20 protein-coding genes, 1 tRNA gene and 1 pseudogene are annotated in these 22,053 nt (G+C 73.2%); 8 read left to right on the top strand and 14 right to left on the bottom strand.

Features of this window, described 5'->3' with window-relative positions:
- Window positions 1-21: 21 nt before the first annotated feature.
- The 3 genes from HZZ00_RS36905 to pdhA are packed head-to-tail and all read right to left on the bottom strand — an operon-like array spanning window position 22 to window position 3,490.
- Window positions 22-1,335: a dihydrolipoamide acetyltransferase family protein gene (locus HZZ00_RS36905; RefSeq protein WP_180330328.1), complete on the bottom strand. Its 1,314-nt coding sequence runs from the start codon at window positions 1,333-1,335 to the stop codon at window positions 22-24.
- Complete coding sequence (locus HZZ00_RS36910; RefSeq protein ID WP_180330329.1) at window positions 1,335-2,339, bottom strand: alpha-ketoacid dehydrogenase subunit beta; 1,005 nt, start codon at window positions 2,337-2,339, stop codon at window positions 1,335-1,337. The genes HZZ00_RS36905 and HZZ00_RS36910 overlap by 1 nt, the downstream gene beginning before the upstream one ends.
- Complete coding sequence (gene pdhA / locus HZZ00_RS36915; protein ID WP_180330330.1) at window positions 2,336-3,490, bottom strand: pyruvate dehydrogenase (acetyl-transferring) E1 component subunit alpha; 1,155 nt, start codon at window positions 3,488-3,490, stop codon at window positions 2,336-2,338. Before pdhA ends, HZZ00_RS36910 begins: the two co-directional genes overlap by 4 nt.
- Window positions 3,491-3,665: 175 nt before the next feature.
- Here pdhA and HZZ00_RS36920 point away from each other — a divergent pair, with 175 nt between their 5' ends.
- Window positions 3,666-4,163 carry an Lrp/AsnC family transcriptional regulator gene (locus HZZ00_RS36920; RefSeq protein WP_257585574.1) on the top strand — a complete coding sequence of 166 codons (498 nt, stop codon included), beginning with the start codon at window positions 3,666-3,668 and terminating at the stop codon, window positions 4,161-4,163.
- Between the two features lie 163 nt (window positions 4,164-4,326).
- On the opposite strand, the gene HZZ00_RS36925 is transcribed toward HZZ00_RS36920, so the two are convergent.
- Window positions 4,327-4,914 carry a TetR/AcrR family transcriptional regulator gene (locus HZZ00_RS36925; RefSeq protein ID WP_180330331.1) on the bottom strand — a complete coding sequence of 196 codons (588 nt, stop codon included), beginning with the start codon at window positions 4,912-4,914 and terminating at the stop codon, window positions 4,327-4,329.
- Window positions 4,911-6,425, bottom strand: coding sequence for a 3-hydroxyacyl-CoA dehydrogenase (locus HZZ00_RS36930; RefSeq protein WP_180330332.1), 1,515 nt, complete (start codon window positions 6,423-6,425; stop codon window positions 4,911-4,913). Before HZZ00_RS36930 ends, HZZ00_RS36925 begins: the two co-directional genes overlap by 4 nt.
- Before the next feature lie 159 nt (window positions 6,426-6,584).
- Here HZZ00_RS36930 and paaN point away from each other — a divergent pair, with 159 nt between their 5' ends.
- A complete protein-coding gene (gene paaN / locus HZZ00_RS36935; RefSeq protein WP_180330333.1) occupies window positions 6,585-8,282 on the top strand; it encodes a phenylacetic acid degradation protein PaaN in 1,698 nt (565 codons plus the stop codon).
- A gap of 194 nt (window positions 8,283-8,476) precedes the next feature.
- Here the strand turns inward: paaN and HZZ00_RS36940 are convergent, their stop codons facing one another.
- The 3 genes from HZZ00_RS36940 to HZZ00_RS36950 are packed head-to-tail and all read right to left on the bottom strand — an operon-like array spanning window position 8,477 to window position 11,600.
- Entirely contained in the window at window positions 8,477-9,241 is a 765-nt protein-coding gene (locus HZZ00_RS36940) for an RNA methyltransferase (protein ID WP_180330334.1), read from the bottom strand.
- Window positions 9,238-10,452, bottom strand: coding sequence for an HTTM domain-containing protein (locus HZZ00_RS36945; protein ID WP_180330335.1), 1,215 nt, complete (start codon window positions 10,450-10,452; stop codon window positions 9,238-9,240). The genes HZZ00_RS36940 and HZZ00_RS36945 overlap by 4 nt, the downstream gene beginning before the upstream one ends.
- On the bottom strand, window positions 10,449-11,600 hold the full coding sequence (locus tag HZZ00_RS36950) for a DUF5819 family protein (RefSeq protein ID WP_374028507.1): 1,152 nt from the start codon (window positions 11,598-11,600) through the stop codon (window positions 10,449-10,451). The genes HZZ00_RS36945 and HZZ00_RS36950 overlap by 4 nt, the downstream gene beginning before the upstream one ends.
- A gap of 350 nt (window positions 11,601-11,950) precedes the next feature.
- On the opposite strand from HZZ00_RS36950, the gene paaA reads away from it, so the two are divergent.
- From paaA to HZZ00_RS38960, 6 genes and pseudogenes are all read left to right on the top strand, one after another.
- On the top strand, window positions 11,951-12,979 hold the full coding sequence (paaA, locus tag HZZ00_RS36955) for a 1,2-phenylacetyl-CoA epoxidase subunit PaaA (protein ID WP_180330336.1): 1,029 nt from the start codon (window positions 11,951-11,953) through the stop codon (window positions 12,977-12,979).
- On the top strand, window positions 12,976-13,263 hold the full coding sequence (paaB, locus tag HZZ00_RS36960; protein WP_014673816.1) for a 1,2-phenylacetyl-CoA epoxidase subunit PaaB: 288 nt from the start codon (window positions 12,976-12,978) through the stop codon (window positions 13,261-13,263). The genes paaA and paaB overlap by 4 nt, the downstream gene beginning before the upstream one ends.
- The gene (paaC, locus tag HZZ00_RS36965) at window positions 13,260-13,991 is read left to right on the top strand and encodes a 1,2-phenylacetyl-CoA epoxidase subunit PaaC (protein ID WP_180330337.1); all 732 of its coding nucleotides are present in this window, start codon (window positions 13,260-13,262) and stop codon (window positions 13,989-13,991) included. The genes paaB and paaC overlap by 4 nt, the downstream gene beginning before the upstream one ends.
- Complete coding sequence (paaD, locus tag HZZ00_RS36970) at window positions 13,985-14,512, top strand: 1,2-phenylacetyl-CoA epoxidase subunit PaaD (RefSeq protein WP_180330338.1); 528 nt, start codon at window positions 13,985-13,987, stop codon at window positions 14,510-14,512. Before paaC ends, paaD begins: the two co-directional genes overlap by 7 nt.
- Complete coding sequence (paaE, locus tag HZZ00_RS36975) at window positions 14,512-15,576, top strand: 1,2-phenylacetyl-CoA epoxidase subunit PaaE (protein ID WP_180330339.1); 1,065 nt, start codon at window positions 14,512-14,514, stop codon at window positions 15,574-15,576. Before paaD ends, paaE begins: the two co-directional genes overlap by 1 nt.
- A gap of 49 nt (window positions 15,577-15,625) precedes the next feature.
- Window positions 15,626-15,803, top strand: a pseudogene (locus HZZ00_RS38960) (acyl-CoA dehydrogenase); the annotation flags it as partial.
- Window positions 15,804-15,816: 13 nt separating this feature from the next.
- Here the strand turns inward: HZZ00_RS38960 and HZZ00_RS36980 are convergent.
- From HZZ00_RS36980 to HZZ00_RS37005, 6 genes are all read right to left on the bottom strand, one after another.
- Window positions 15,817-16,146 (bottom strand): rhodanese-like domain-containing protein, encoded by a 330-nt coding sequence (locus tag HZZ00_RS36980; protein WP_070024410.1) that lies wholly within the window; start codon window positions 16,144-16,146, stop codon window positions 15,817-15,819.
- 69 nt (window positions 16,147-16,215) lie between these two features.
- Window positions 16,216-17,028: a hypothetical protein gene (locus HZZ00_RS36985; protein ID WP_180330340.1), complete on the bottom strand. Its 813-nt coding sequence runs from the start codon at window positions 17,026-17,028 to the stop codon at window positions 16,216-16,218.
- 125 nt (window positions 17,029-17,153) lie between these two features.
- Complete coding sequence (locus HZZ00_RS36990) at window positions 17,154-18,620, bottom strand: DUF2252 domain-containing protein (RefSeq protein WP_180330341.1); 1,467 nt, start codon at window positions 18,618-18,620, stop codon at window positions 17,154-17,156.
- 164 nt (window positions 18,621-18,784) lie between these two features.
- On the bottom strand, window positions 18,785-19,378 hold the full coding sequence (locus HZZ00_RS36995) for a MarR family winged helix-turn-helix transcriptional regulator (protein WP_257585577.1): 594 nt from the start codon (window positions 19,376-19,378) through the stop codon (window positions 18,785-18,787).
- Window positions 19,379-19,766: 388 nt separating this feature from the next.
- Window positions 19,767-21,233 carry an MFS transporter gene (locus HZZ00_RS37000; protein WP_180330342.1) on the bottom strand — a complete coding sequence of 489 codons (1,467 nt, stop codon included), beginning with the start codon at window positions 21,231-21,233 and terminating at the stop codon, window positions 19,767-19,769.
- 507 nt (window positions 21,234-21,740) lie between these two features.
- Window positions 21,741-21,824, bottom strand: a tRNA-Leu gene (locus HZZ00_RS37005).
- Window positions 21,825-22,053: the final 229 nt, after the last annotated feature.

Consider the following 22,053-nt stretch of genomic DNA (forward strand, 5'->3'; position numbering starts at 1 on the left):
CGATCACAGGGAACCGCGGGTTCACAGCGTGCGCAGCAGCACCGCCGGCTGTTCCACGCAGTCCGCCACGTACCGCAGGAAGCCGCCCGCCGTGCCGCCGTCGCACACCCGGTGGTCGAAGGTGAGCGACAGCTGGACGACCTGGCGCACCGCCAGTTCCCCCTCGTGCACCCAGGGCTTGGGGACGATCCTGCCGACGCCGAGCATGGCCGCCTCGGGGTGGTTGACGATCGGCGTGGAGCCGTCGACGCCGAAGACCCCGTAGTTGTTCAGCGTGAAGGTGCCGCCGGTGAGGTCCCCCGGGGTCAGCGTGCCGGCGCGGGCGGCCTCGGTGAGCCGGGCGAACTCGGCGGTCAGCGACTCGGCGCCGCGCTTATGGGCGTCCCGGACGACCGGTACGACCAGGCCGCGATCGGTCTGTGCCGCGAATCCCAGGTGCACATACGGGTGTTGGACGACCTCACGGGCCTCGCTGTCGACCGAGGAGTTCAGCTCGGGGAAGCGGGCGAGCGCGGCGGTGCAGACGCGGGCGAGCAGCGCGATGAGCGAGATCTTCGGCCCTCCGGCCGCGTTCATCGCGGCCCGCGCGCGCATCAGTTCCGTGGCGTCGGCGTCCACCCAGCAGGTCGCGTCCGGGATCTCCCGGCGGCTGCGGGAGAGCTTGTCGGCGACGGCGCCGCGGATGCCCTTGAGGGGAACGCGGACCTCCCCCGCGCCCGGGGCGGAAACGGCCGCGGCGGGGGCCCCGGACGTGCGGCCGCGGTCCCGGTCCGGTTCGGTCCGCAGGGCGCGCTCCACGTCGGCGCGCAGGATCAGCCCGTCCGGACCCGAACCGGCCAGCCCGCGCAGATCCAGCCCGCCCTCGCGGGCCAGTCGCCGGACCAGCGGGGAGATCACGGGCACGGGACCGCCGGGCGCCGCGGCCGGGGCGACGGCGGGGGCGCTCACGGCGGGCGCGGGCGCGGCGCCGTTCACCCTCGCCCCGCCGGCCGGCGCCGTCGGCCGTACCCGCCGCCGGCGGCCGGGCGCCTCGGAGGTGCCGTAGCCGACCAGGACATTGCCCGAACCGCTCTCCGGCTCGGCCTCCGGTTCGCCGACGGCGACCGTCAGCAGCGGTGCGCCGACCGGCAGTTCGGTGCCCTCCTCGCCGTAGCGGGCGGTGACCACGCCACCGTAGGGACAGGGCACCTCCACCGAGGCCTTGGCGGTCTCGACCTCGACCACCGGCTGGTCGACGGCGACCACGTCACCGACCTGGACCAGCCAGCGGACGATCTCCGCCTCGGTCAGTCCCTCGCCGAGGTCGGGCAGTTTGAACTCCAGCACCTGTGCCATCAGCCCTCGGCCTCCCACTGCAACCGGGCCACGGCGTCCAGGATGCGGTCCACGCCGGGCAGATGGTGCCGCTCCAGCATGGGCGGCGGGTAGGGCAGGTCGAACCCGGCCACGCGCAGCACGGGGGCCTCCAGGTGGTGGAAGCAGCGCTCGGTGACGCGGGCCGCGATCTCGCCGCCCGGCCCGCCGAAGCCGGTGGACTCGTGCACCACCACCGCGCGTCCGGTGCGGCGCACGGAGGCGCACACCGTCTCGTCGTCGAACGGCACCAGGGAGCGCAGGTCGACGACCTCCAGGTCCCAGCCCTCGGTCCGCGCTGCCTCGGCGGCCTCCAGGCAGACGGGCACGGAGGGGCCGTAGGTGATCAGCGTGGCGCTGCGGCCGGTGCGCCGCACCACCGCCCGGCCGATCGGCTCGACCTCCGCCGGCTGCTCGGGGTTCCAGATGTCCTTGGACCAGTAGAGCCGCTTGGGCTCCAGGAAGACCACCGGGTCGTCGGAGGCGATGGACCGGCGCAGCAGGCCGTAGGCGTCGGCGACGGTCGCGGGTGTGACCACGTGCAGGCCGGGGGTGGCCATGTAGTACGCCTCGGAGGAGTCGCTGTGGTGCTCGACGCCGCCGATACCGCCCCCGTAGGGGATGCGCACGGTGATCGGCAGCGGCATCCTGCCGCGGGTGCGGTTGCGCATCCGGGAGACATGGCTGACCAGTTGCTCGAACGCCGGGTAGGCGAAGGCGTCGAACTGCATCTCCACCACCGGCCGCAGGCCGTACATGGCCATGCCGACGGCGGCGCCGAGGATGCCGGCCTCGGCGAGCGGGGTGTCGGTGCAGCGGTCCTCGCCGAACTCCTTGGCGAGTCCGTCGGTGACCCGGAAGACTCCGCCGAGGGTGCCGACGTCCTCGCCCAGGACGTGCACGCTCGGGTCGGCGGCCATCGCGTCGCGCATCGCGCGGGTGAGGGCCTGTGCCATGGTGGCGGGCTTGACGGCCACGGTGGTCATCGGCGGTCGCCTTCCTGCTGGTCGGGCCCGTCCTGCTCGGCCGCCAGCTCGGCCCGCAACAGGTCCCGCTGTTCGCGCAGTTGGGCGGTGGTCTCGGCGTAGACGTGGTCGAAGAGGTCCATGGGGTCGAGCTCGGGGTCCTGGTTCATGCGTGCGCGCAGGTCCGCGGCCATCGCCTCGGCTTCCTCCCGTACGGCCTCCAGGGCGGCCTCGTCGAGCAGGCCGCGCTCGGTCAGCTCCGTCTCCAGCAGCCGCACCGGGTCGTGCGCGCGCCAGGCCTCCACCTCGGCGTCGCCGCGGTAACGGGTGGCGTCGTCGGCGTTGGTGTGGGCGTCGATGCGGTAGGTGACCGCCTCGACCAGCGTGGGGCCGCCGCCCGCGCGGGCGTGCCGTACGGCGTCGGTGAGCACCTCGTGTACTGCGGCGGCGTCGTTGCCGTCGACCAGGCGGCCCGGCATGCCGTACCCGACGGCCTTGTGGGCCAGGGAGGGCGCCGCGGTCTGCTTGGCGAGCGGGACGGAGATGGCGAAACCGTTGTTCTGCACCAGGAAGACCACGGGTGCCTGCCAGACGGCCGCGAAGTTCAGCGCCTCGTGGAAGTCGCCCTCGCTGGTGCCGCCGTCGCCGACCATGGCGAGCGCCACCACGTCGTCGCCCTTGAGACGGGCGGCGTGGGCGAGGCCGACGGCGTGCGGGAGCTGGGTGGCCAGCGGGGTGGACAGGGGGGCGACCCGGTGGGCGTGGGGGTCGTAGCCGCTGTGCCAGTCGCCGCGCAGCAGGGTGAGGGCCTCGACCGGGTCCACCCCGCGGGCGACGACGGCGAGGGTGTCGCGGTAGCTGGGGAAGAGCCAGTCGCGCTCTTCCAGGACCAGGGCGGCGGCGACCTCGCACGCCTCCTGGCCGGTGCTGGAGGGGTAGACGGCGAGGCGGCCCTGCTTGGTGAGCGCGGTGGCCTGGGTGTTGTAGCGGCGGCCGCGCACCAGGTGGGCGTGGAGCCGGCGGAGCAGGTCGGGATCGGCCTTGGCGGCCGCCTCGGTGCCGAGGACGCGGTAGGGCTCGGCGTCGGGCAGCAGCGGCGCGGGGTCCATACGGGGCTGCCAGGCGGGCGGCGGCGATGGCCGGTACGCGCCCCGCTGCTCCAGAACCGTCATGACGGCACCTCCTCGTGGGAGCGGCTACGGGAGGCGTGTCGGCTGTGACCCGCCTCACCTACCGATTGTTCGGTCGTCGGCACAATTTGGCTACAGGCGGGTCGAGGCTGTGGACAAACGGTTCTCCACAGCCTGGAATGGACGCAGGACGTCCACGGCGAGGAAGCGGGGGGACATGCCACCTGAACGAATGGCCGACGAGACGCAGGAGGCCGTGCTGTCCCCGGCCCGGCCGCTGGACGCGATCGACCAGGACATTCTGCGCATCCTCCAGGCGGACGGCCGCGCCTCGATACGGTCGGTCGCCGAACGCGTCCACGTCTCGCGCGCCAACGCCTACGCGCGCATCAACCGGCTCGTCGAGGACGGGGTGATCCGGGGGTTCGGCGCGCGCGTGGACCACGAGCGCGCCGGACACAGCACCTCGGCGTACATCACGCTGAAGATCGTCCAGAACACCTGGCGCACGGTCCGCGAACAGCTCAGGCAGCTGCCCGGCGCCTCGCACATCGCGCTGGTGGGCGGCGACTTCGACGTCCTGCTGCTGGTGCACACGCCCGACAACCGGGCACTGCGCGAGCTGGTGCTCACCCGGCTCCAGGCCATCCCCGAGGTGCTGAGCACCCGCACGCTGCTGGTGTTCGAGGAGGAGGACCTGGAGCCGGACGCCTAGGGTCTTTCGTCTGGATCAGGCCGGATCAGGGAGCGGGGTCTGGTGCGTGCAGATGCAAGGCGGAGGAGGGAGTCAACGCGGAGCGTTGGCGACCGACGACAACGCCGCAGATGTGCGTGCCAGACCCCGCGAGCCCGGCATGATCCAGACGAGAGGCCCTAGCTCAGTCCCCGCGCAGCCCCGAGAAGACCAGCCGGACGACCGCGTCGGCCACCTCGCGGCCGGTGGCGCCGCGCGCATCCGGCCGGTACCACTCCACGATGGAGTTGATCATCCCGAAGACCAGCCGGGTGACCAGTCGCACCTCCACGTCGGCGCGTACGTCCCCGTCGGTGGCGGCCGCCTTGAGCAGTTCCGCGACCCGGTGGTCGAAGTCGCGGCGCCGCTCCAGCGCCCACCGCTCGGTGGCGGTGTTGCCGCGCACCCGCAGCAGCAGCGTCACATAGGGCAGTTCGGCTATGAGCACCTCGACCATGCGCCGCACGACGTGCTCCAGGCGGTCCACGGGCCGCCCCTCGCCCGCCCCCGGCTCCTCCAGGATCGCGAACAGGCCGTCCAGGGCACGGCTGACGGCCCGGCGCAGCAGTTCCTCCTTGCCGCTGACGTGGTGGTAGATCGACGACTTGGAGATGCCGGCCGCCCGGGACAGGTGCTCCATGGAGGTGCCGTCGTAGCCGCGCTGGTTGAAGACCTGGACGGCCACGGAGAGCAGCGTCTCGGGGGTGTACGTGTCGCGTCGTGCCGTGGTCATGAGGGGTCCTCCCGCCGTTCGGCGGCGCACGAGTGGCGGAAGAGCGCGAGCGAGGGCGCGTAGCGACCGGAGGGGTCGCGGTCGTGCATCTCGTCCAGCACCTCGTAGGCGAAGTCGTGGCCGAGCCTGTCGTCCCACTCGAAGGGGCCGAGCGGGTAGTTGACGCCCAGGCGCATCGCGGTGTCGATGTCCTCCTTGGTCGCCACGCCCTTGACGAGGGCGTCGTGGGCGAGGTCGATGATCCGGGCCACGGTGCGGGCCACGATCATGCCGGGGACGTCGCCGATGACGCTGACGTCCTTGCCGAGCGCCTGGAAGAGCCCGGTGGCCTCGGCGAGCGTGCGGGGCGAGGTGTCCTGGGAGGCCGCCAGGGCGATACGGGTGGCCTTGCGGTAGTCGAGGGCGAGGTCGAAGTAGACGACGTCGCGGAACTCCACGGACGTCTGGCCGTCGGCGAGCACCAGCTGGCCGCCGCTCGGCAGCACCAGGCGGGTGCCGTTGTCCTCGTCCTCCTCGCGGACCTGGATGCCCGCCTCGCGGATCAGGTCGAGCAGTTCGCGCGCGGGGCCGAGCCGCCCCTCGGCGACGACGTGGGCGGGCGGCTGCTCCTTGTCGGCGGTGTGCGGCTCGGGCCGCTCGGCGCCCTCGGTGTGGTCGTACCAGCCATGTCCGGTCTTGCGGCCGAGGCGGCCCGACTCCACCAGGCGGCGCTGGGCCAGCGACGGGGTGAACCGCACGTCCTGGAAGAAGGACTGCCACACCGAGTGCGTCACCGCCTCGTTGACGTCCTGGCCGATCAGGTCGGTGAGTTCGAAGGCGCCCATCCGGAAGCCGCCCGACTCGCGCAGGACCGCGTCGATGGTGGCCGGGTCGGCGGCCTGCGCCTCGTAGACGGCGAACGCCTCGGCGTAGAAGGGCCGGGCGATCCGGTTGACGATGAACCCGGGGGTGTCCGCGCAGGCCACCGGCGTCTTGCCCCAGGCGCGGGCGGTCTCGTACGCGCGCGTGGCCGAGGCGACGTCGGTGGCGAACCCCGAGACGACCTCGACCAGCGGGAGCAGCGGGGCGGGGTTGAAGAAGTGCAGGCCGAGGAAGCGGCCCGGATGGCGCAGGGCGCCGCCGATCGCCGTCACCGACAGCGAGGAGGTGTTGGTGGCGAGCAGGCAGTCCTCGGCGACGACGTCCTCCAGCTCGCCGAAGAGCTGCTGCTTCACGTCGAGGCGCTCCAGGACGGCCTCCACGACGAGGGCGCAGTCGGCCAGCTCCGACAGGGCCTGCGCGGGTTCCAGGCGGGCGCGGGCCGCGTCCCGGGCGGCGGCGTCGAGCCGGCCCTTGTCCACCAGCCGGTCGAGGCGGGCGCCGATCGCCGCGGCCGCTTCCCGGGCACGCCCGGGTACGGCGTCGTAGAGCCGCACGGGGTGGCCGGCGACCAGCGCGACCTGGGCGATGCCCTGGCCCATGGTGCCGGTGCCGACGACGGCCACGGGGCTGCTGAGGTCGAGTGCTGTCATGTCCGCGATCCTCCCGCACGGGGTTTTCCACAGATACGGCGGACCCCCTTGAACCGACCGATCGTTCGGTTACTCTAGCCCTGACCGTCCCATCCCGCTGCTCTTTCTGCCAGGACGTGAACTCGACGAAGAGTTCCCGAGACGAGGAGTTGGTCCCGCATGGCCGCCGAACTGACCGCCCCGGAGCTGATCGCCAAGCACCGGCCCACGCTCGACCAGGCTCTGGAAGCGATCCGCACGCGCGCCTACTGGTCCCCGCACCCCGAGCACCCCAAGGCGTACGGCGAACACGGCAGCCTGGACGCGGCGGCGGGCAAGGCCGCTTTCGACGCCCTGCTGGGCTCGCGCCTGGACCTCGGCCAGCCGGGCACCGACGACTGGGTCGGCGGCGAGGTCTCGCCGTACGGCATCGAGCTGGGCGTCAGCTACCCGCACGCGGACCTGGACGTGCTGCTGCCCGCGATGAAGGCGGGCCAGCGGGCCTGGCGGGACGCCGGCCCCGAGGTGCGGGCCGTGGTCTGCCTGGAGATCCTCAAGCGGATCAGCGACCGGACGCACGAGTTCGCGCACGCCGTCATGCACACCAGCGGGCAGGCCTTCATGATGGCGTTCCAGGCGGGCGGCCCGCACGCCCAGGACCGCGGCCTGGAGGCGGTGGCGTACGCGTACGCGGAGCAGGTCCGCACCCCGGGCACGGCGGAGTGGACCAAGCCGCAGGGCAAGCGCGACCCGCTGGTGCTCACCAAGGAGTTCATCCCCGTCCCGCGCGGCATCGGCCTGGTCATCGGCTGCAACACCTTCCCGACCTGGAACGGCTTCCCGGGCCTGTTCGCCTCCCTGGCGACCGGCAACGCGGTCCTGGTCAAGCCGCACCCGCGCGCGGTGCTGCCGCTCGCGCTGACCGTGCGGATCGCCCGCGAGGCGCTCGCCGAGGCCGGCTTCGACGCCAACCTGGTGGCCCTGGCCGCCGAACGCCCCGGCGAGGGCATCGCCAAGACCCTCGCGACCCGCCCGGAGATCAGGATCATCGACTACACCGGGTCGACGTCCTTCGGCGACTGGCTGGAGACCAACGCCCGCCAGGCGCAGGTCTACACGGAGAAGGCCGGCGTCAACACGGTGGTCGTGCACTCCACGGACGACTACAAGGGGATGCTGTCCAACCTGGCGTTCTCGCTGTCCCTGTACAGCGGCCAGATGTGCACCACCCCGCAGAACCTGCTGATCCCGCGGGACGGCATCCACACCGACCAGGGCCCGAAGACCTTCGACGAGGTCACCGCCGACCTCGCCCGCGCGGTCGACGGCCTCCTCGGCGACGACGCGCGGGCCAACGGGCTGCTGGGCGCGATCGTCAACCCCGACGTCAAGGCCCGTCTGGAGGCCGCCGCCGGCCTCGGCGAGGTCGCCCTCGCGTCCCGGGAGATCACCAACCCGGAGTTCCCGGACGCGGTGGTGCGCACCCCGGTGATCGTCAAGCTGGACGGCGCCAAGCCCGACGCCGAGGCCGCCTACATGAGCGAGTGCTTCGGCCCCGTCTCCTTCGCCGTCGCGGTGGACTCGGCGACCGACGCGGTGGAGCTGCTGCGGCGCACGGTGCGCGAGAAGGGCGCGATGACGGTCGGCGCGTACACCACCGACGCCGAGGTCGAGCGGGCCGTCCAGGAGGTGTGCCTGGAGGAGGCGGCCCAGCTGTCCTTCAACCTCACCGGCGGGGTGTTCGTGAACCAGACCGCGGCCTTCTCCGACTTCCACGGCTCGGGCGGCAACCCGGCGGCGAACGCGGCCCTGTGCGACGGCGCCTTCGTGGCGAACCGCTTCCGGGTGGTCGAGGTGCGCCGGGACGTGCGGGCCTAGGGTCTTTCGTTTTGATCAGGCCGGATCAGGGAGCGGGGTCTGGTGCGTGCAGATGCAAGGCGAAGGAGGGAGTCAACGCGATGGGGGTGCCCCCGCGCGAGCGAAGCCGAGCGTGGGGGAGTTGGCGACCGACGACAACGCCGCAGATGTGCGTGCCAGACCCCGCGAGCCCGGCATGATCCAGACGAGAGGCCCTAGAGCCGGCCCAGGGCGGCGGGAGCGCCTCCGGTGGCGCTCCAGTGGTACAGCGTCATCGCCACACTGGTGGCGAGGTTGTAGCTGGAGACCTGGGGGCGCATCGGCAGCCGCAGCAGGTGGTCGGCACGCGCGCGCACCGCTGCCGACAGCCCGCTGCGCTCCGACCCGAAGGCGAGCACGGCGTCGTCGGGCAGCTCGGTGCCGCGGATGTCCTCGCCCTCCGGGTCCAGCGCGAACAGCGGCCCGGGCGGCAGTTCGCCGATGTCCAGGCGCTCCACGGCGGTCGCGAAGTGCAGGCCCGCGCCACCGCGCACCACCGTGGGGTGCCAGGGGTCGAGGGTGCCGGTGGTGACCACCCCGGTCGCCCCGAACCCGGCGGCCAGCCGGATCACGGCGCCCGCGTTGCCCAGGTTGCGGGGGTTGTCGAGGACCACCACGGGGCTGGTGCGGGGCAGCCGGGCGAGCGTGCGCAGATGGGCCTCGCGGGAGGGGCGTACGGCGAGCGCGGCGACCCCCGTCGGATGCGGCCGCGGGACGAGCGCCGCGTACGTCCGCTCGGGCACCTCGGTGAGCAGGCCGCCCATGATCTCCCGCACGTCCTCGGCCAGTTCCCCGGCCAGGTCGAGCGCGGCCCGCCGGTCGGTGGTGACCGCCACCGGCACCTCGGCCCCGAAGCGCAGCGCGTGTTTCAGGGCGTGGAAGCCGTCGAGCAGCACGGCGGACGCGGCGTGCTCGCGCCAGCGGATGAGCGGGTCGGTCATGCCGTGAACCCTACGTGGCCCGGCGTGCTCTCCTCCGGAGAGCGTGGCCCGGGCACCGGGCCGCCGCCCTCGCGTACGAAGCGCCCGCGCGCGCGGGCCGCGAGACGGCCGACCCGCAGCAGGAAGGAGGTCGGCAGAAAGACCGCGTCAGCCGTGATCATCGCCAGCGAGAAGAAGGGCAGTCCGAGGGCGACGGCGATCACGGCGTGCTCCAGGATCAGCAGCACCAGCAGCACGTTCTTCACCCGCCGGTTGAGCAGGGTGAACGGGAAGGCGACCTGCACCGTGACGGTGCCGTACGCCACGACCGTCAGCATGGTGGCACTGGCCGACAGCAGACCGGCGAGGCCGGGCCAGGGCGTGAAGTAGTCCAGGTGGAGCGGGTAGTAGACGGCGGTGCCGTCCTGCCAGCGCGAGCCCTGGATCTTGTACCAGCCGGCCGTGGCGTAGATCAGACAGGCCTCGGCCATGATCACCACGAGGGCGCCGTTGTGCAGGACGTTGGCGATCACGTCCAGCAGGATGCGCGGCTCGGCCGACCGTGCCCGGCGCTGGACCAGCCACCACACTCCGAGCACCGCCCACACCGCCCACAGCAGGGCGGGGATCAGCCAGCTGTTGCCGAAGAGCCTGCCGGTCGCGGTCGCCGTGACCAGTGCGAGCCCCAGCACCGCCCACAGCGCCGGGCCCGTCCGGTCGGCGGGGGTTCGCTCCCCCCGCGCGTGTGCCGCCGCGGTGCGCGCCGCCCGCCGCGCGTCGAGGGACCACACCTGACCGCAGCGCGTGAACACGAGGTAGATGGACATCAGGTGCAGCACGTTGTCGCCGCCGTCACCGATGAAGATGCTGCGGTTCTGCAGCGAGACGACGCCCACCATGAACAGCACGGACGCCGTACGGGTGCGCCAGCCGAGCAGCAGCGCGGCGGCGGCCAGGATCGCGAGCGCGTAGCAGAACTCGAACCACGGCTGCCCGCTCGACCACGTCAGGGCGGTGAAGGCGTGGTTGTCCCCGGTCAGCCGCTTGACCATGGCCAGGTTCCAGGGTCCGCTGGGGCCGTACAGCTCCTGGCGGTACGGGAACTCGCGCAGCAGGTAGAGCAGCCAGGTGAAGGCGAAGCCGATCCGGATGACGGCGCTCTGATAGGGCCCGAGGGCCGCCTCGGTGACACGGGTGAGCGCACGCGACAGCGGCGCGGGGAGCTGGTTCACCGCACACCCCCGGCGGCCTCGTCGGCGCGCACCGTCCACCAGGGCAGCTCGCGGTAGTAGGGCTTGTCGGGCACCCGTTCGTCGCTCCACGACGGGGGCTGCACATTGGTGGTGCGGGAGCGGACCTGCACCCGCTGGATGACGCCGTCCCGGCTGGTCGGATCGGTGCGGTACAGGCGCAGCACCACTATCCGGCGCAGGTAGTCCTCGGAGAGGGAGCCGCGCATGCCGACGGGACGGTCGTCGTCGGTGTGCGTCGCGGTGAGGAAGTCCCAGGCCCTGCGCAGTTCGTTCTGCTGGGCGTGGCTGGGCGCCAGATTGCCGTGTATGGCGGCGCCGTCCTGCGCGGACAGGTCGGTCCAGCCGGTGGTGATCAGGCTGCCGTCCTTCGTCCGCACCTCGGCGCGCACCTGCACGGCGATGTTCTGCTGCAACGGGTTGGGCGCGAACAGCTTCCAGTTCTGCTCGAACTCCGGGAACACCCACGCCTCGACGGCCTTGTCGTGCTGCTTCGACACCGCGTTCGGCGGCGCGACGCTGAGGAACACCATCAGCAGGTGCACACCGACCCCGACGGCGACAGCGGCGACGGCGAGCGCGGCGGCGACTTGGTAGCGGGGGGAGAGGGCGAGGATTCCCTGCTGGGCGGGCTGGGGCTGGGGCGTTTCTGGGCGGGCTGGTTCGGGACCGGTTGCTCCCGGGCGGGCCGCCTCCAGGCGGGGCGGCACCAGACCGGCCGTTTCCGGGGCCGACGGCTCCGGCCGCGACGGCTCCCGGCCCATCGGCCCCAGGCGCGACGGCTCCCGGTCCTTCGCTTCCCGGCCCGTCGGTTCCCGATCCGTCGGTTCCCGATCCGTCGGCCTGAAGCCCAGCAGCTCCAGGCCGGACGGTTCCCGGCTCGCCGGCTCGGGGCCGGTCCGCTCCGGGTCCGCCGGCTCCCCCTCCACCGGCTGCCGACCCGGCAGTTCGCGGCCCACCGCCTCCCTGCCCGGCTCCCGCTCGGCAAAGCCGCCGCCGTCCGGGGGCTCGGCGGAGCCCCCGTCGCGCTCGCCGTCCGGCAGACGTTCCGGGGCGTGCTCCGGGGGACGCGCCCCGGTCGACCCGTCCGGGCCGGGCGCGGCCCCCGAGTCCTCGTCGTACGCGTCCATTCCGCCCCGTCCCCTGTTCCGGCTCGGTCGTGGGCCGGCCCGCCGGGCCGACCCCATGGGTCTGCTCGTCGCAACGGCCGCCCGTCACCGGCGCCGCACGGTCCACGAGCGCCACAACCGCGGCACTCGCACGGAACGGTACTCAGCCCCGCCCCTGTCGGCACAGTCCGGGTGCGGGGGCCCTCCCGTCCCCCCACGCTTCGTCCACAGGCCCCGCCTTTCCACGGGTCACGCGCGGAGTTTTCCACAGCGGTTGACACTGTCCGGCGGCCCGGCACACCATTGACACACACGGACCGAACGATCGGTCGGGAGTATCCCACCACAGAGACCGAGGTCAGGGGGACCGCATGGCCACAGCAGCCGCGCAGCGCACGGCCCGCCCGCAGGCGGACGGTGCCACCGCCGGGGACCCGGCGGAGTACCAGCGCGTCTTCGACGCGGCCGTGGCCGCCGACGAGCGCATCGAACCGCGCGACTGGATGCCCGACGCCTACCGCGCGACGCTGGTCCGCCAGATCGCCCAGCACGCGCACTCCGAGATCATCGGCATGCAGCCGGAGGCCAACTGGATCACCCGCGCGCCCTCCCTGCGCCGCAAGGCGATCCTGATGGCCAAGGTGCAGGACGAGGCGGGACACGGCCTGTACCTGTACAGCGCCGCCGAGACCCTCGGCACCGGCCGCGACGAACTGCTCGACAAGCTGCACAGCGGCCGCCAGAAGTACTCCTCGATCTTCAACTACCCCACGCTGACCTGGGCCGACGTCGGCGCGATCGGCTGGCTGGTGGACGGCGCCGCGATCACCAACCAGGTACCCCTGTGCCGCTGCTCCTACGGCCCCTACGCACGCGCCATGGTGCGGATCTGCAAGGAGGAGTCCTTCCACCAGCGCCAGGGCTACGAGCTGCTGCTGGCCCTGAGCAAGGGCACCCCGGAGCAGCACGCGATGGCCCAGGACGCGGTGGACCGCTGGTGGTGGCCCTCGCTGATGATGTTCGGCCCGCCCGACGACGAGTCGCAGCACTCCGCCCAGTCGATGGCCTGGAAGATCAAGCGCCATTCGAACGACGAACTGCGCCAGCGCTTCGTCGACATCTGCGTCCCCCAGGCCGAGTCCCTGGGCCTGACCCTCCCCGACCCGGACCTGACGTGGAACGAGGAGCGGGGTCACTACGACTTCGGCGCGATCGACTGGTCGGAGTTCCGGGACGTCCTCAAGGGCAACGGCCCGTGCAACGAACAGCGCCTCACCCAGCGCCGGCGCGCCCACGACGAGGGCGCGTGGGTACGGGAGGCGGCCGCGGCCTACGCGGCCAAGCACACCGGCGGCACCGGAACCACCGGTCACGACACGACGGGAGCGGAGCGAGCATGAGCACCACCGACTGGCCCCTGTGGGAGGTGTTCGTGCGCTCGCGGCGCGGCCTCTCCCACACCCACGCCGGCAGCCTGCACGCCCCCGACGCCGAGCTGGCCCTGCGCAACGCCCGCGATCTGTACACCCGGCGCGGCGAGGGCGTCTCCATCTGGGTCGTCCCGGCCGCCGCGATCACCGCCTCCTCGCCGGACGAGAAGGACCCCTTCTTCGAACCGGCCGCCGACAAGCCCTACCGCCACCCGACCTTCTACGAGATCCCGGAAGGGGTGAAGCACCTGTGACCGCCACCGGACCGGCCACCGTCCCGGTGACCGCCGCGCTCGCCCTCGGCGACGACGCCCTGGTGCTCTCCCACCGCCTCGGGGAATGGGCCGGGCACGCCCCCGTCCTGGAGGAGGAGGTCGCCCTCGCGAACATCGCCCTCGACCTGCTCGGCCAGGCCCGGGTGCTGCTGTCCCTGGCCGGCGACGAGGACGAACTGGCGTACCTGCGCGAGGAACGCGCCTTCCGCAACCTCCAGCTGGTCGAGCAGCCGAACGGCGACTTCGCCCACACCATCGCCCGCCAGCTGTACTTCTCCACTTACCAGCACCTGCTGCATGCCGAACTCGCCGCGGGCGACGGGCCGTTCGCGCCGCTCGCCGCGAAGGCGGTCAAGGAGGTCGCCTACCACCGCGACCACGCCGAGCAGTGGACCCTGCGCCTGGGCGACGGCACCGAGACCAGTCATGAGCGGATGCGGCGCGCCTGCGCCGCGCTGTGGCGGTTCACCGGGGAGATGTTCCAGCCCGTGGAGGGCCTGGACGTCGACTGGGCGGCCCTGGAGTCCCGTTGGCTGGAGTCCGTCACCGAGGTGCTCGGCCGGGCCACCCTGAGCCTCCCCGAGGGGCCCCGCACCGGGGCCTGGTCGGCGGGCGCGGGCCGGCAGGGCATTCACACCGAGTCGTTCGGGCGGATGCTCGCCGAGATGCAGCATCTGCACCGCAGCCATCCGGGGGCGTCATGGTGACCGCCACCGCCCTGGAGGCGGAGCTGCTGGAGCTGGCCGGCTCGGTCCCCGACCCCGAGCTTCCGGTGCTCACGCTGCGCGAGCTGGGCGTGGTGCGCGCGGTGCGTCTGCGCGACGCCGACACCGCCGAGGTCGAGCTGACCCCCACGTACACCGGCTGCCCGGCGATCGAGGCGATGAGCCTCGACATCGAGCGGGTCCTGCGGGAACACGGCATGCGCGAGGTCACCGTCCGCACCGTGCTCACCCCGGCCTGGTCGACCGACGACATCAGCCCCGAAGGCCGCCGCAAACTGCGGGAGTTCGGGATAGCGCCTCCGCGGGTGCGCGAGTCCTCCGGGCCCGTGCCGCTGTCCCTCGGTCCGACGCGCACCCACGCCGCCGAGACCGAACCGGTCCGCTGCCCGCACTGCGGCTCGGCCGACACCGAGCTGCTGAGCAGGTTCTCCTCGACCGCGTGCAAGGCGCTGCGCCGCTGCCTGTCCTGCCGCGAACCGTTCGACCACTTCAAGGAGTTGTGATGGCGCGCTTCCACCCGCTCCAGGTGGCCGCGGTCGACCGGCTCACCGACGACTCCGTCGCCCTCACCCTCACCGTCCCGCCCGAGCTGCGCGCGGAGTACCGCCACGCCCCCGGCCAGCACCTCGCGCTGCGGCGCCGGGTGGACGGCACGGAGGTGCGGCGCACCTACTCGATCTGCTCGCCCGCCCCCGCCCCGGATGCCGAGGGCCCCGGCAGTCTGCGGGTCGGGGTGCGGCTGGTGGAGGGCGGCGCCTTCTCCACCTACGCGCTGAAGGAGATCAACGTCGGGGACGAACTGGAGGTGATGACCCCGGCCGGCCGCTTCACCCTGGACCCGGCGCCGGGTCTGTACGCGGCGATCGTCGGCGGCAGCGGCATCACTCCGGTGCTGTCCATCGTCTCCACCCTGCTGGCGCGGGAGCCGGAGGCCCGGTTCTGCCTGATACGCGGCGACCGCACGGCCGCCTCGACGATGTTCCTGGAGGAGGTCGCCGACCTGAAGGACCGCTACCCGGAGCGGCTTCAGCTGGTGACCGTGCTCTCCCGGGAGGAACAGCAGGCGGGTCTGCCCTCCGGCCGGCTCGACGAGGGACGCCTCACCGAACTCCTGCCGCGGCTCGTGCCGTTGGAGGAGGTGGCGGGTTGGTTCCTGTGCGGGCCGTACGGACTGGTGCAGGGCGCCGAGCGGGCGCTGCGCGGGCTGGGCGTGGACCGCGCCCGGATACACGAGGAGATCTTCCACGTGGACTCCGGTCCGGCCGCGGCGGGCACCGCACCGGCGGCCGCGCACAGCACGGTCACCGCGCGGCTCGACGGCCGCGGCGGCACCTGGCCCGTGCGGGAGGGCGAGTCCCTGCTGGAGACGGTGCTGCGCAACCGTCCCGACGCGCCCTACGCCTGCAAGGGCGGGGTCTGCGGCACCTGCCGTGCCTTCCTGGTGGCGGGCGAGGTCCGGATGGACCGCAACTTCGCCCTGGAGCAGGAGGAGACGGAGGCCGGATATGTGCTGGCGTGCCAGTCGCATCCGCTGACCGAACAGGTGGAGCTGGACTTCGACCGCTGAGGAGCGACACGAGGGGGAACCGCCAAGGTTCCTTTCCGGAACAGGCCGGGGCGTCCGCCGGATGGTGCGGACGGCGCGGCATCCGCACGGCGGCTTCGGCGCGGACACCGTCCACCCCCCTGCACCGCTACCACGCCTGGGCCAAGCGCCTGGAGCCGGCGCTCGGCCCGGCGGCGGTGTACGAGGAGACGCTCGGGGGCCTGCCGGCGGCACACCCGCTCGGCTGACCCCGAGGGTGTCCTACAGCACGTGGCCCGGGCGGCCGTCGTCGGTGATCACGGGGCGGCCCGCGGCGGCCCAGGACTGCATACCGCCGTCGATGTTCACCGCGTCGATGCCCTGCTGCACCAGATACATGGTGACCTGGGCGGACCGGCCACCGGAGCGGCAGATCACATGGACGCGGCCATCCTGCGGGACGGCCTCGGTCAGCTCGCCGTAACGGGCCACGAACTCGCTCGTCGGGATGTGCAGCGCTCCCTCGGCGTGACCCGCCTGCCACTCGTCGTTCTCGCGGACGTCCAGCAGGAAGTCGCCGTCCTTGAGGTCCGTGACCCCGGCCGTGGGCACACCAGCTCCGAAATTCATGTCTCCGACGCTACCCGAAGGCGGACCCGGTTCAGTCCTGTCGGCCCCGGTTCAGTCCTGCTCCCGCAGGGCCGCCAGTTCCGCCTCCCGCTGGGCGATGTCGGCGCGCAGTTTGCCGGCGATCTCCTCCAGCAGCGCGTCGGGATCGTCCGGGGCGAGGCGGAGCATTCCGGCGATGGCGCCGTCCTCCAGTTCGCGGGCGACCAGGGTGAGCAGTTCCTTGCGCTGGGAGAGCCATTCGAGGCGGGCGTACAGCTCCTCGGCGGGGCTCGGGAGCCGCTCGGGCGGCACCGGTCCGGCCGCCCATTCCTCGGCCAGTTCCCTCAGCAGCTTCTCGTCGCCCCGGGCGTAGGCGGCGTTCACGCGGGTCAGGAACTCCTCGCGCCGCTTGCGTTCGTCCTCCTCCTGCGCCAGGTCGGGGTGGGCCTTGCGGGCCAGCTCGCGGTAGAGCTTGCGGGCCTCCTCGCCGGGCCGTACCCGCTCCGGGGGGCGTACCGCCTGGTCGGTGAGCATGGCGGCGGCCTCCGGGTAGAGGCCGTGGCCGTCCATCCAGCCGCCCAGCAGTTCCTCGACGCCGGGGATCGGCAGCACGCGGGCGCGGGCCTCCTCGGCACGGCGCACGTCCTCCGGATCGCCGGTGCGCGCGGCCTTCGCCTCGGCGATCTCGGCGTCCAGTTCCTCGATGCGCAGATAGAGCGGGCCGAGCCGCTGTTCGTGCAGCCGGGAGAAGTTCTCGACCTCGACGCGGAAGGTCTCCACGGCGATCTCGTACTCGATCAACGCCTGCTCGGCGGCACGGACGGCCCGTTCGAGCCGCTCCTCGGGACGGGGTTCGGCGGGCTGGTCAGCTTCCGGGGTGGTCACCCGCCCAGCGTAGCGCCGCGCCCCGCCCGGCCGGTTCGGCTGCTCGCCGCGGCGGGCGGACGGGTGCCGCGGCGGGCTCGCAGCGGCCGGTCGCGCGGTCCCTCCCGGCCCCGGGACCGGCCCTGTCAGACTCCCGGTTCCGCGGGGATGCGGCCCGCTCGTATCGCGGTGGTCAGGGCGGCGTGATCGGACTCGGTGAGGTCGGCGTAGGCGACGGCGAACGTGGCGATGGCCTCGTCCAGTTCGTCGTTCTTGCCGCAGTAGCCGGCGATCAGGCGGGGGTCGGCGCCGTGGGAGTGGGCGCGGGCCAGGAGGGCGCCGGTCATGCGGGCGTAGTCGTCCAGCTGGTCGGCGGCGAGGGCGGCGGGGTCGACGCTGCCCTTGCGGTTGCGGAACTGGCGTACCTGGAAGGGGCGTCCGTCGACCGTGGTCCAGCCGAGCAGGATGTCGCTGACGACCTGCATCCGCTGCTGCCCGAGGACGACCCGGCGGCCCTCGTGCTCCACCGGCGGGGTCTCGAATCCGGCGGCGGCCAGATGCGGGACCAGCGCGGAGGGGCGGGCCTCCTTCACCTGGAGCACCAGCGGATGCTCGCGGTGGTCGAGGAGCAGGACGACGTAGGACCGGGTGCCGACGCTGCCGGTGCCGACCACCCGGAAGGCCACGTCGTGCACCGCGTGCCGGGCGAGCAGCGGGTGCCGGTCCTCGGGCAGGGTCGTCAGGTACTCCGCCAGGGAGGCGGCGACGGCGGCGGCCTCGCGGTCCGGTATGCGGCGCAGCACCGGAGACGCGTCGACGAAGCGGCGCCCGCCGTCCTCGTGCGCCTCGATCGACTTTGCCGCGAACCGGCCGCTGGTGTTGGCCCGCGCCTTCTCCGAGACCCGTTCCAGGGTGCCGAGCAGATCGTGGGCGTCGGCGTGGGAGACCAGGTCCTCGTCCGCGATGGCGTTCCACGCGTCCAGCACCGGCAGTTTCGCCAGCAGCCGCATGGTGTGGCGGTAGGCCCCGACCGCGTCCCGCGCCGCGGCGCGGCAGGTGTCCTCGTCGGCGCCGGTCTCGCGGCCGGCCAGCACGAGCGAGGCCGCGAGCCGCTTCAGATCCCATTCCCAGGGGCCGTGCACGGTCTCGTCGAAGTCGTTCAGGTCGATGACGAGACCACCGCGGGCGTCGCCGTACAGACCGAAGTTGGCGGCGTGCGCGTCACCGCATATCTGGGTGCCGATCCGGGTCATGGGGGTGCGTGCCAGGTCGTGCGCCATGAGCCCGGCCGCGCCTCGCAGGAAGGCGAAGGGGGTGGCCGCCATCCGGCCCACCCGGATCGCGGTCAGCTCCGGTATCCGGCCGGTGTTGGACTCCTCGACGGCACGCACCGCGTCGGGACGGGTGGCGTCCAGTTCGAGGAAGCGATGGGCGCGGCGCGGCACGCTCGACCGCAGCGCCTTGCCCTCTTTCCTGGGCGAGCCCTGCGGAGGCCACTGGGCGAACCCCCGCACCGCCGGCAGCCTGTGCCCACCACGCGTCTTCCGCCCCGGCTCACCCGCACCGCTCCCGGCCACGGCCACCGCCTCCCCCGTACGCATCGAGACGAACATCAACTCGGGGAGACCGTACAGCCGGTGACGGGATCCGCGTCAGCGCCTGTGGACAACTCGGCGGTTGTGGACGACCGGGCCGTTGTGGACGATCCGACGGCATGGAGGTGTCCACCGCCCGAAGCGGCCCGATCTCGGACAACTCGTCCAGGCCGCAGTCGAGTTCATCGCCCCCTCGCGCCCTCCGCGGCCCCCTCGGTGGCATCCTCTGCCACCCCCTCGGTGGCACCCTTCGCCGCGCCGGCCGTCGTGTCCTCCCTCGCTCCCTCCCCCGTCTCCCCGCCCAGGTTCTCCGCCAGCCGGAACAGCGCGGGCAGGGCGTTCCCGATGGCCGTGCGGGAGTCGTCGTCGAGCGCGGCGAGGGCGGCGTCGATGCGGCGTTCGTGGGCGGTGTTCCAGGCCGCGAGCTTCTCGCGGCCGGCGTCGGTGAGGGTGACCACCGAGGCGCGGCGGTCGGCGGAGTCGACGTCGCGCGCGACCAGCCCGGCGGTGATCATCTGGCCGATCAGCCCGCTGACGGTGCTCGGCGCCAGGCGCCGCCGGGCGGCCAGGTCGCTGATCCGGGCGGGAGAGTGCTCGCCCAGCACCTGGAGCAGTTCGACCTGCGCCATGGGAAGGGTCTCCCACGGGTAGTCGGTGCGGATCGAGGAACGCAGCGCGCGGCGCAGCCGGGTGACGGCCTCGGTGAGCAGACGGGCCTCGGGCGCACGGGCGGCGGGGCCGGGCGCGGAGACGTCGGGGCGTGGCTGCGCGGACATGCGGAAAGCCTAGCCGGGCCCCACCGGGAAACGGCCGGCCCGCTGAACCGGGAACCCGTCCCCGGCCCCCGCGCCACCGGCCCACGAATCCACCCTTCGTTCCCGGACCCCGGCCCAGCCACCGCCCCGCGAACACGGCCCCCGCGCCCGGCACCACCGGCCCGCGAACACGGCCACCATCCCCGGCCTCGGTCCCGGCCCCGTGGCCCAGCCACCAGCCCACGAATCCGGCCCTCGGTCCGCGAACGTGACCCCTGCCCCCCCCGGTCTCCAGCCCGGCCGCAGCCCCGTGAATCCGTCCCGTCCCCGGGCCCCGGCCCCCGAATCCGCCCGTTCCCGGACCCCGGCCCATGAACCCACCCCCGTCACTGGGCTCCGGTCCGCTCTCTCACGAGCCTGCCCTCTCCCGCGGACTCTCCCCCTTGGGGCCGGCCCAGGCCGCCCACACCGCGACCAGTGACGCGCCCACCAGCACCACCGCGGACCAGCGCAGCCCGGCCCGGAGGGCGCTGTCGCTGCCGGTTCCCGACAGTTGCAGGGCCAGCGTCACCAGGGCGACGCCGAGCGCGGTGCCGAGCCCCCGGGTCATGTTGACCAGCCCCCCGCCCGTGCCGGAGGACCGCGCCGGTATCGCGCCCATGATCAGGGCGTTGTTGGCCGGGGTGAACAGTCCGAGCCCCAGCCCGGTCACCGCCAGCAGCGGCACCAGCGGGCCGACGGACGGCGGGACGAGCAGCAGTCCGGCCATCGCCAGGGTGAACACACCGGCACCGGCCAGACAGCGGGTCCGGTCGGCGAGGCCGCACGGCAGCAGCCGGTCGCCGCCGGTCGCGGCCAACGCGAACCCGGCCGGCAGGGCGGTGAGCACCAGCCCGGCGGTCAGCTCGGACACGCCCCGCGCGGTGAGCACGACCGGTACCAGCACCAGCGGCCCGAACAGCACCAGATAGCCGCTCAGCGCGCCCACCAGCCCGTACGTCACGGCCCGTACGCGCAGCAGGGCCAGGTCCAGCAGCGGCGCGGCCGCCCGTCGCTGGCGCCGGACGAAGGCCGGACCGGCGCAGGCCGCCAGCGCGAACAGCACGGCCACGCCCCAGCCGGGCACCGGCAGCCCGGAGGCCGCGGAGACGCCCAGCAGGGCACTGGTGGTCGCGGTCGCCAGCAACAGGAGCCCAGGCCAGTCGAAGTGGGTGACCCGGGTCCTGGCCCGGGTGCGGGGCAGCAGATAGTGCCCGCCGACCAGGGCGATCACGCCGACGGGCACATTCACCCAGAACACCCAGCGCCAGCCCAGCGTCGCCACCAGGGCCCCGCCGACGGTCGGCCCCAGCGCAAGCCCGAGGGCCTGCGCGGCGGCCTGCACCCCGAGGGCGCTGCGCATCCGCTCGCGCGGCGCGCTGGTGGTGACCAGGGCCACACTGTTGGCCTGCATCATGGCCGCCCCGGCCGCCTGGACCACGCGGAACACCACGAGTGCGGTCAGTGAGGGGGCGAAGCCGCAGGCGGCGGAGGCCAGCGTGAAGACGGCGAAACCGTAGAGGTAGAGGAGCTTGCGGCCATGGGCGTCGGCCAGCCGCCCGGCGGGCACCAGCAACGCCACCAGGGCCAGCAGATAGGCCAGCGAGACCCACTCGACGGCGGCCAGCGAGGCGTGGAAGCCGGAGCGCAGACCGCCGTAGGTGAGCGTGACGATGCTGGCGTCCAGCTGTCCCATGAAGGCGCCGAAGCACACCGTGGCCACGGCCAGCCACCAGCCGTTCGGCCGTGCCCGTACCGACTCGGGGCGCGGCCGCTCCACAGTGAGCAGCACGAGCCCGCGCCGTCCGGACGCACGCGGTCGGGTGTCGGTGGCCATGCCTCCAGATTACATCGGTCACCGAAATACTTGGCCAGCGTTCTATTCGGCCCCTACGCCCCGGGCCGCACCCACCCTCACGTCCCGCACCGCACCCGACCCCCGCACCGACCCTTACGACAGCCCGGCCCGTCCATGCGGCAGACCTGCCGGAGACGCCCCGGCCTCGCCCGCCGCGCCAACTGGGTTACGGCCTACCCGGTGTTGCCCTCGCCCGGAGCGAGCGTGCCGATGGGACGACCCCCAATCAGCCTCGCCCCGGCGGGTGTTGTCCGCGGAGGACACGTCGCGGCTCCGAAGAGGCGCATGCGACCACCGGCCCCTTGAGAGCTTCCTCACACACACGCGCGCCCACCCCGCACCTCGCGTGAGATCGCGTTGGAACACCGGGGGATGGCCCGGAGATGGCTCGGAGAAGATCCGGGCGAATGCGGGCAGGGGCCCGGACAACAGCCGTAGAAAGAGGAATGGGCGGCATCGCCGTTGCGATGCCGCCCATTCTCACTGTGCGCGAGGGGGGAGTTGAACCCCCACGCCCTTTCGGGCACTGGAACCTGAATCCAGCGCGTCTGCCTATTCCGCCACCCGCGCATTGGGTGTGTCTTCCGGTTCCTTCCCTTTCGGGCTGGCCCCTTCCGACATGCAGAACATTAGCACGTCGTACGGGGTGGGTTCACATCCCTACTTCCCGGCCCGGATCAGCCGGGGCTTCCCGGCCCGGAACAGCCGGGGTCCGCCATGCCGTCCGCGCCACCCGGCCACCACCCGTGCCCCGGCGGCCGGGTGGCCGTCGCCCCATCCGGCACCCCACCCGTCGCCC

This window comes from Streptomyces sp. NEAU-sy36 (assembly GCF_013423905.1).
Classification (GTDB): domain Bacteria; phylum Actinomycetota; class Actinomycetes; order Streptomycetales; family Streptomycetaceae; genus Streptomyces; species Streptomyces misionensis.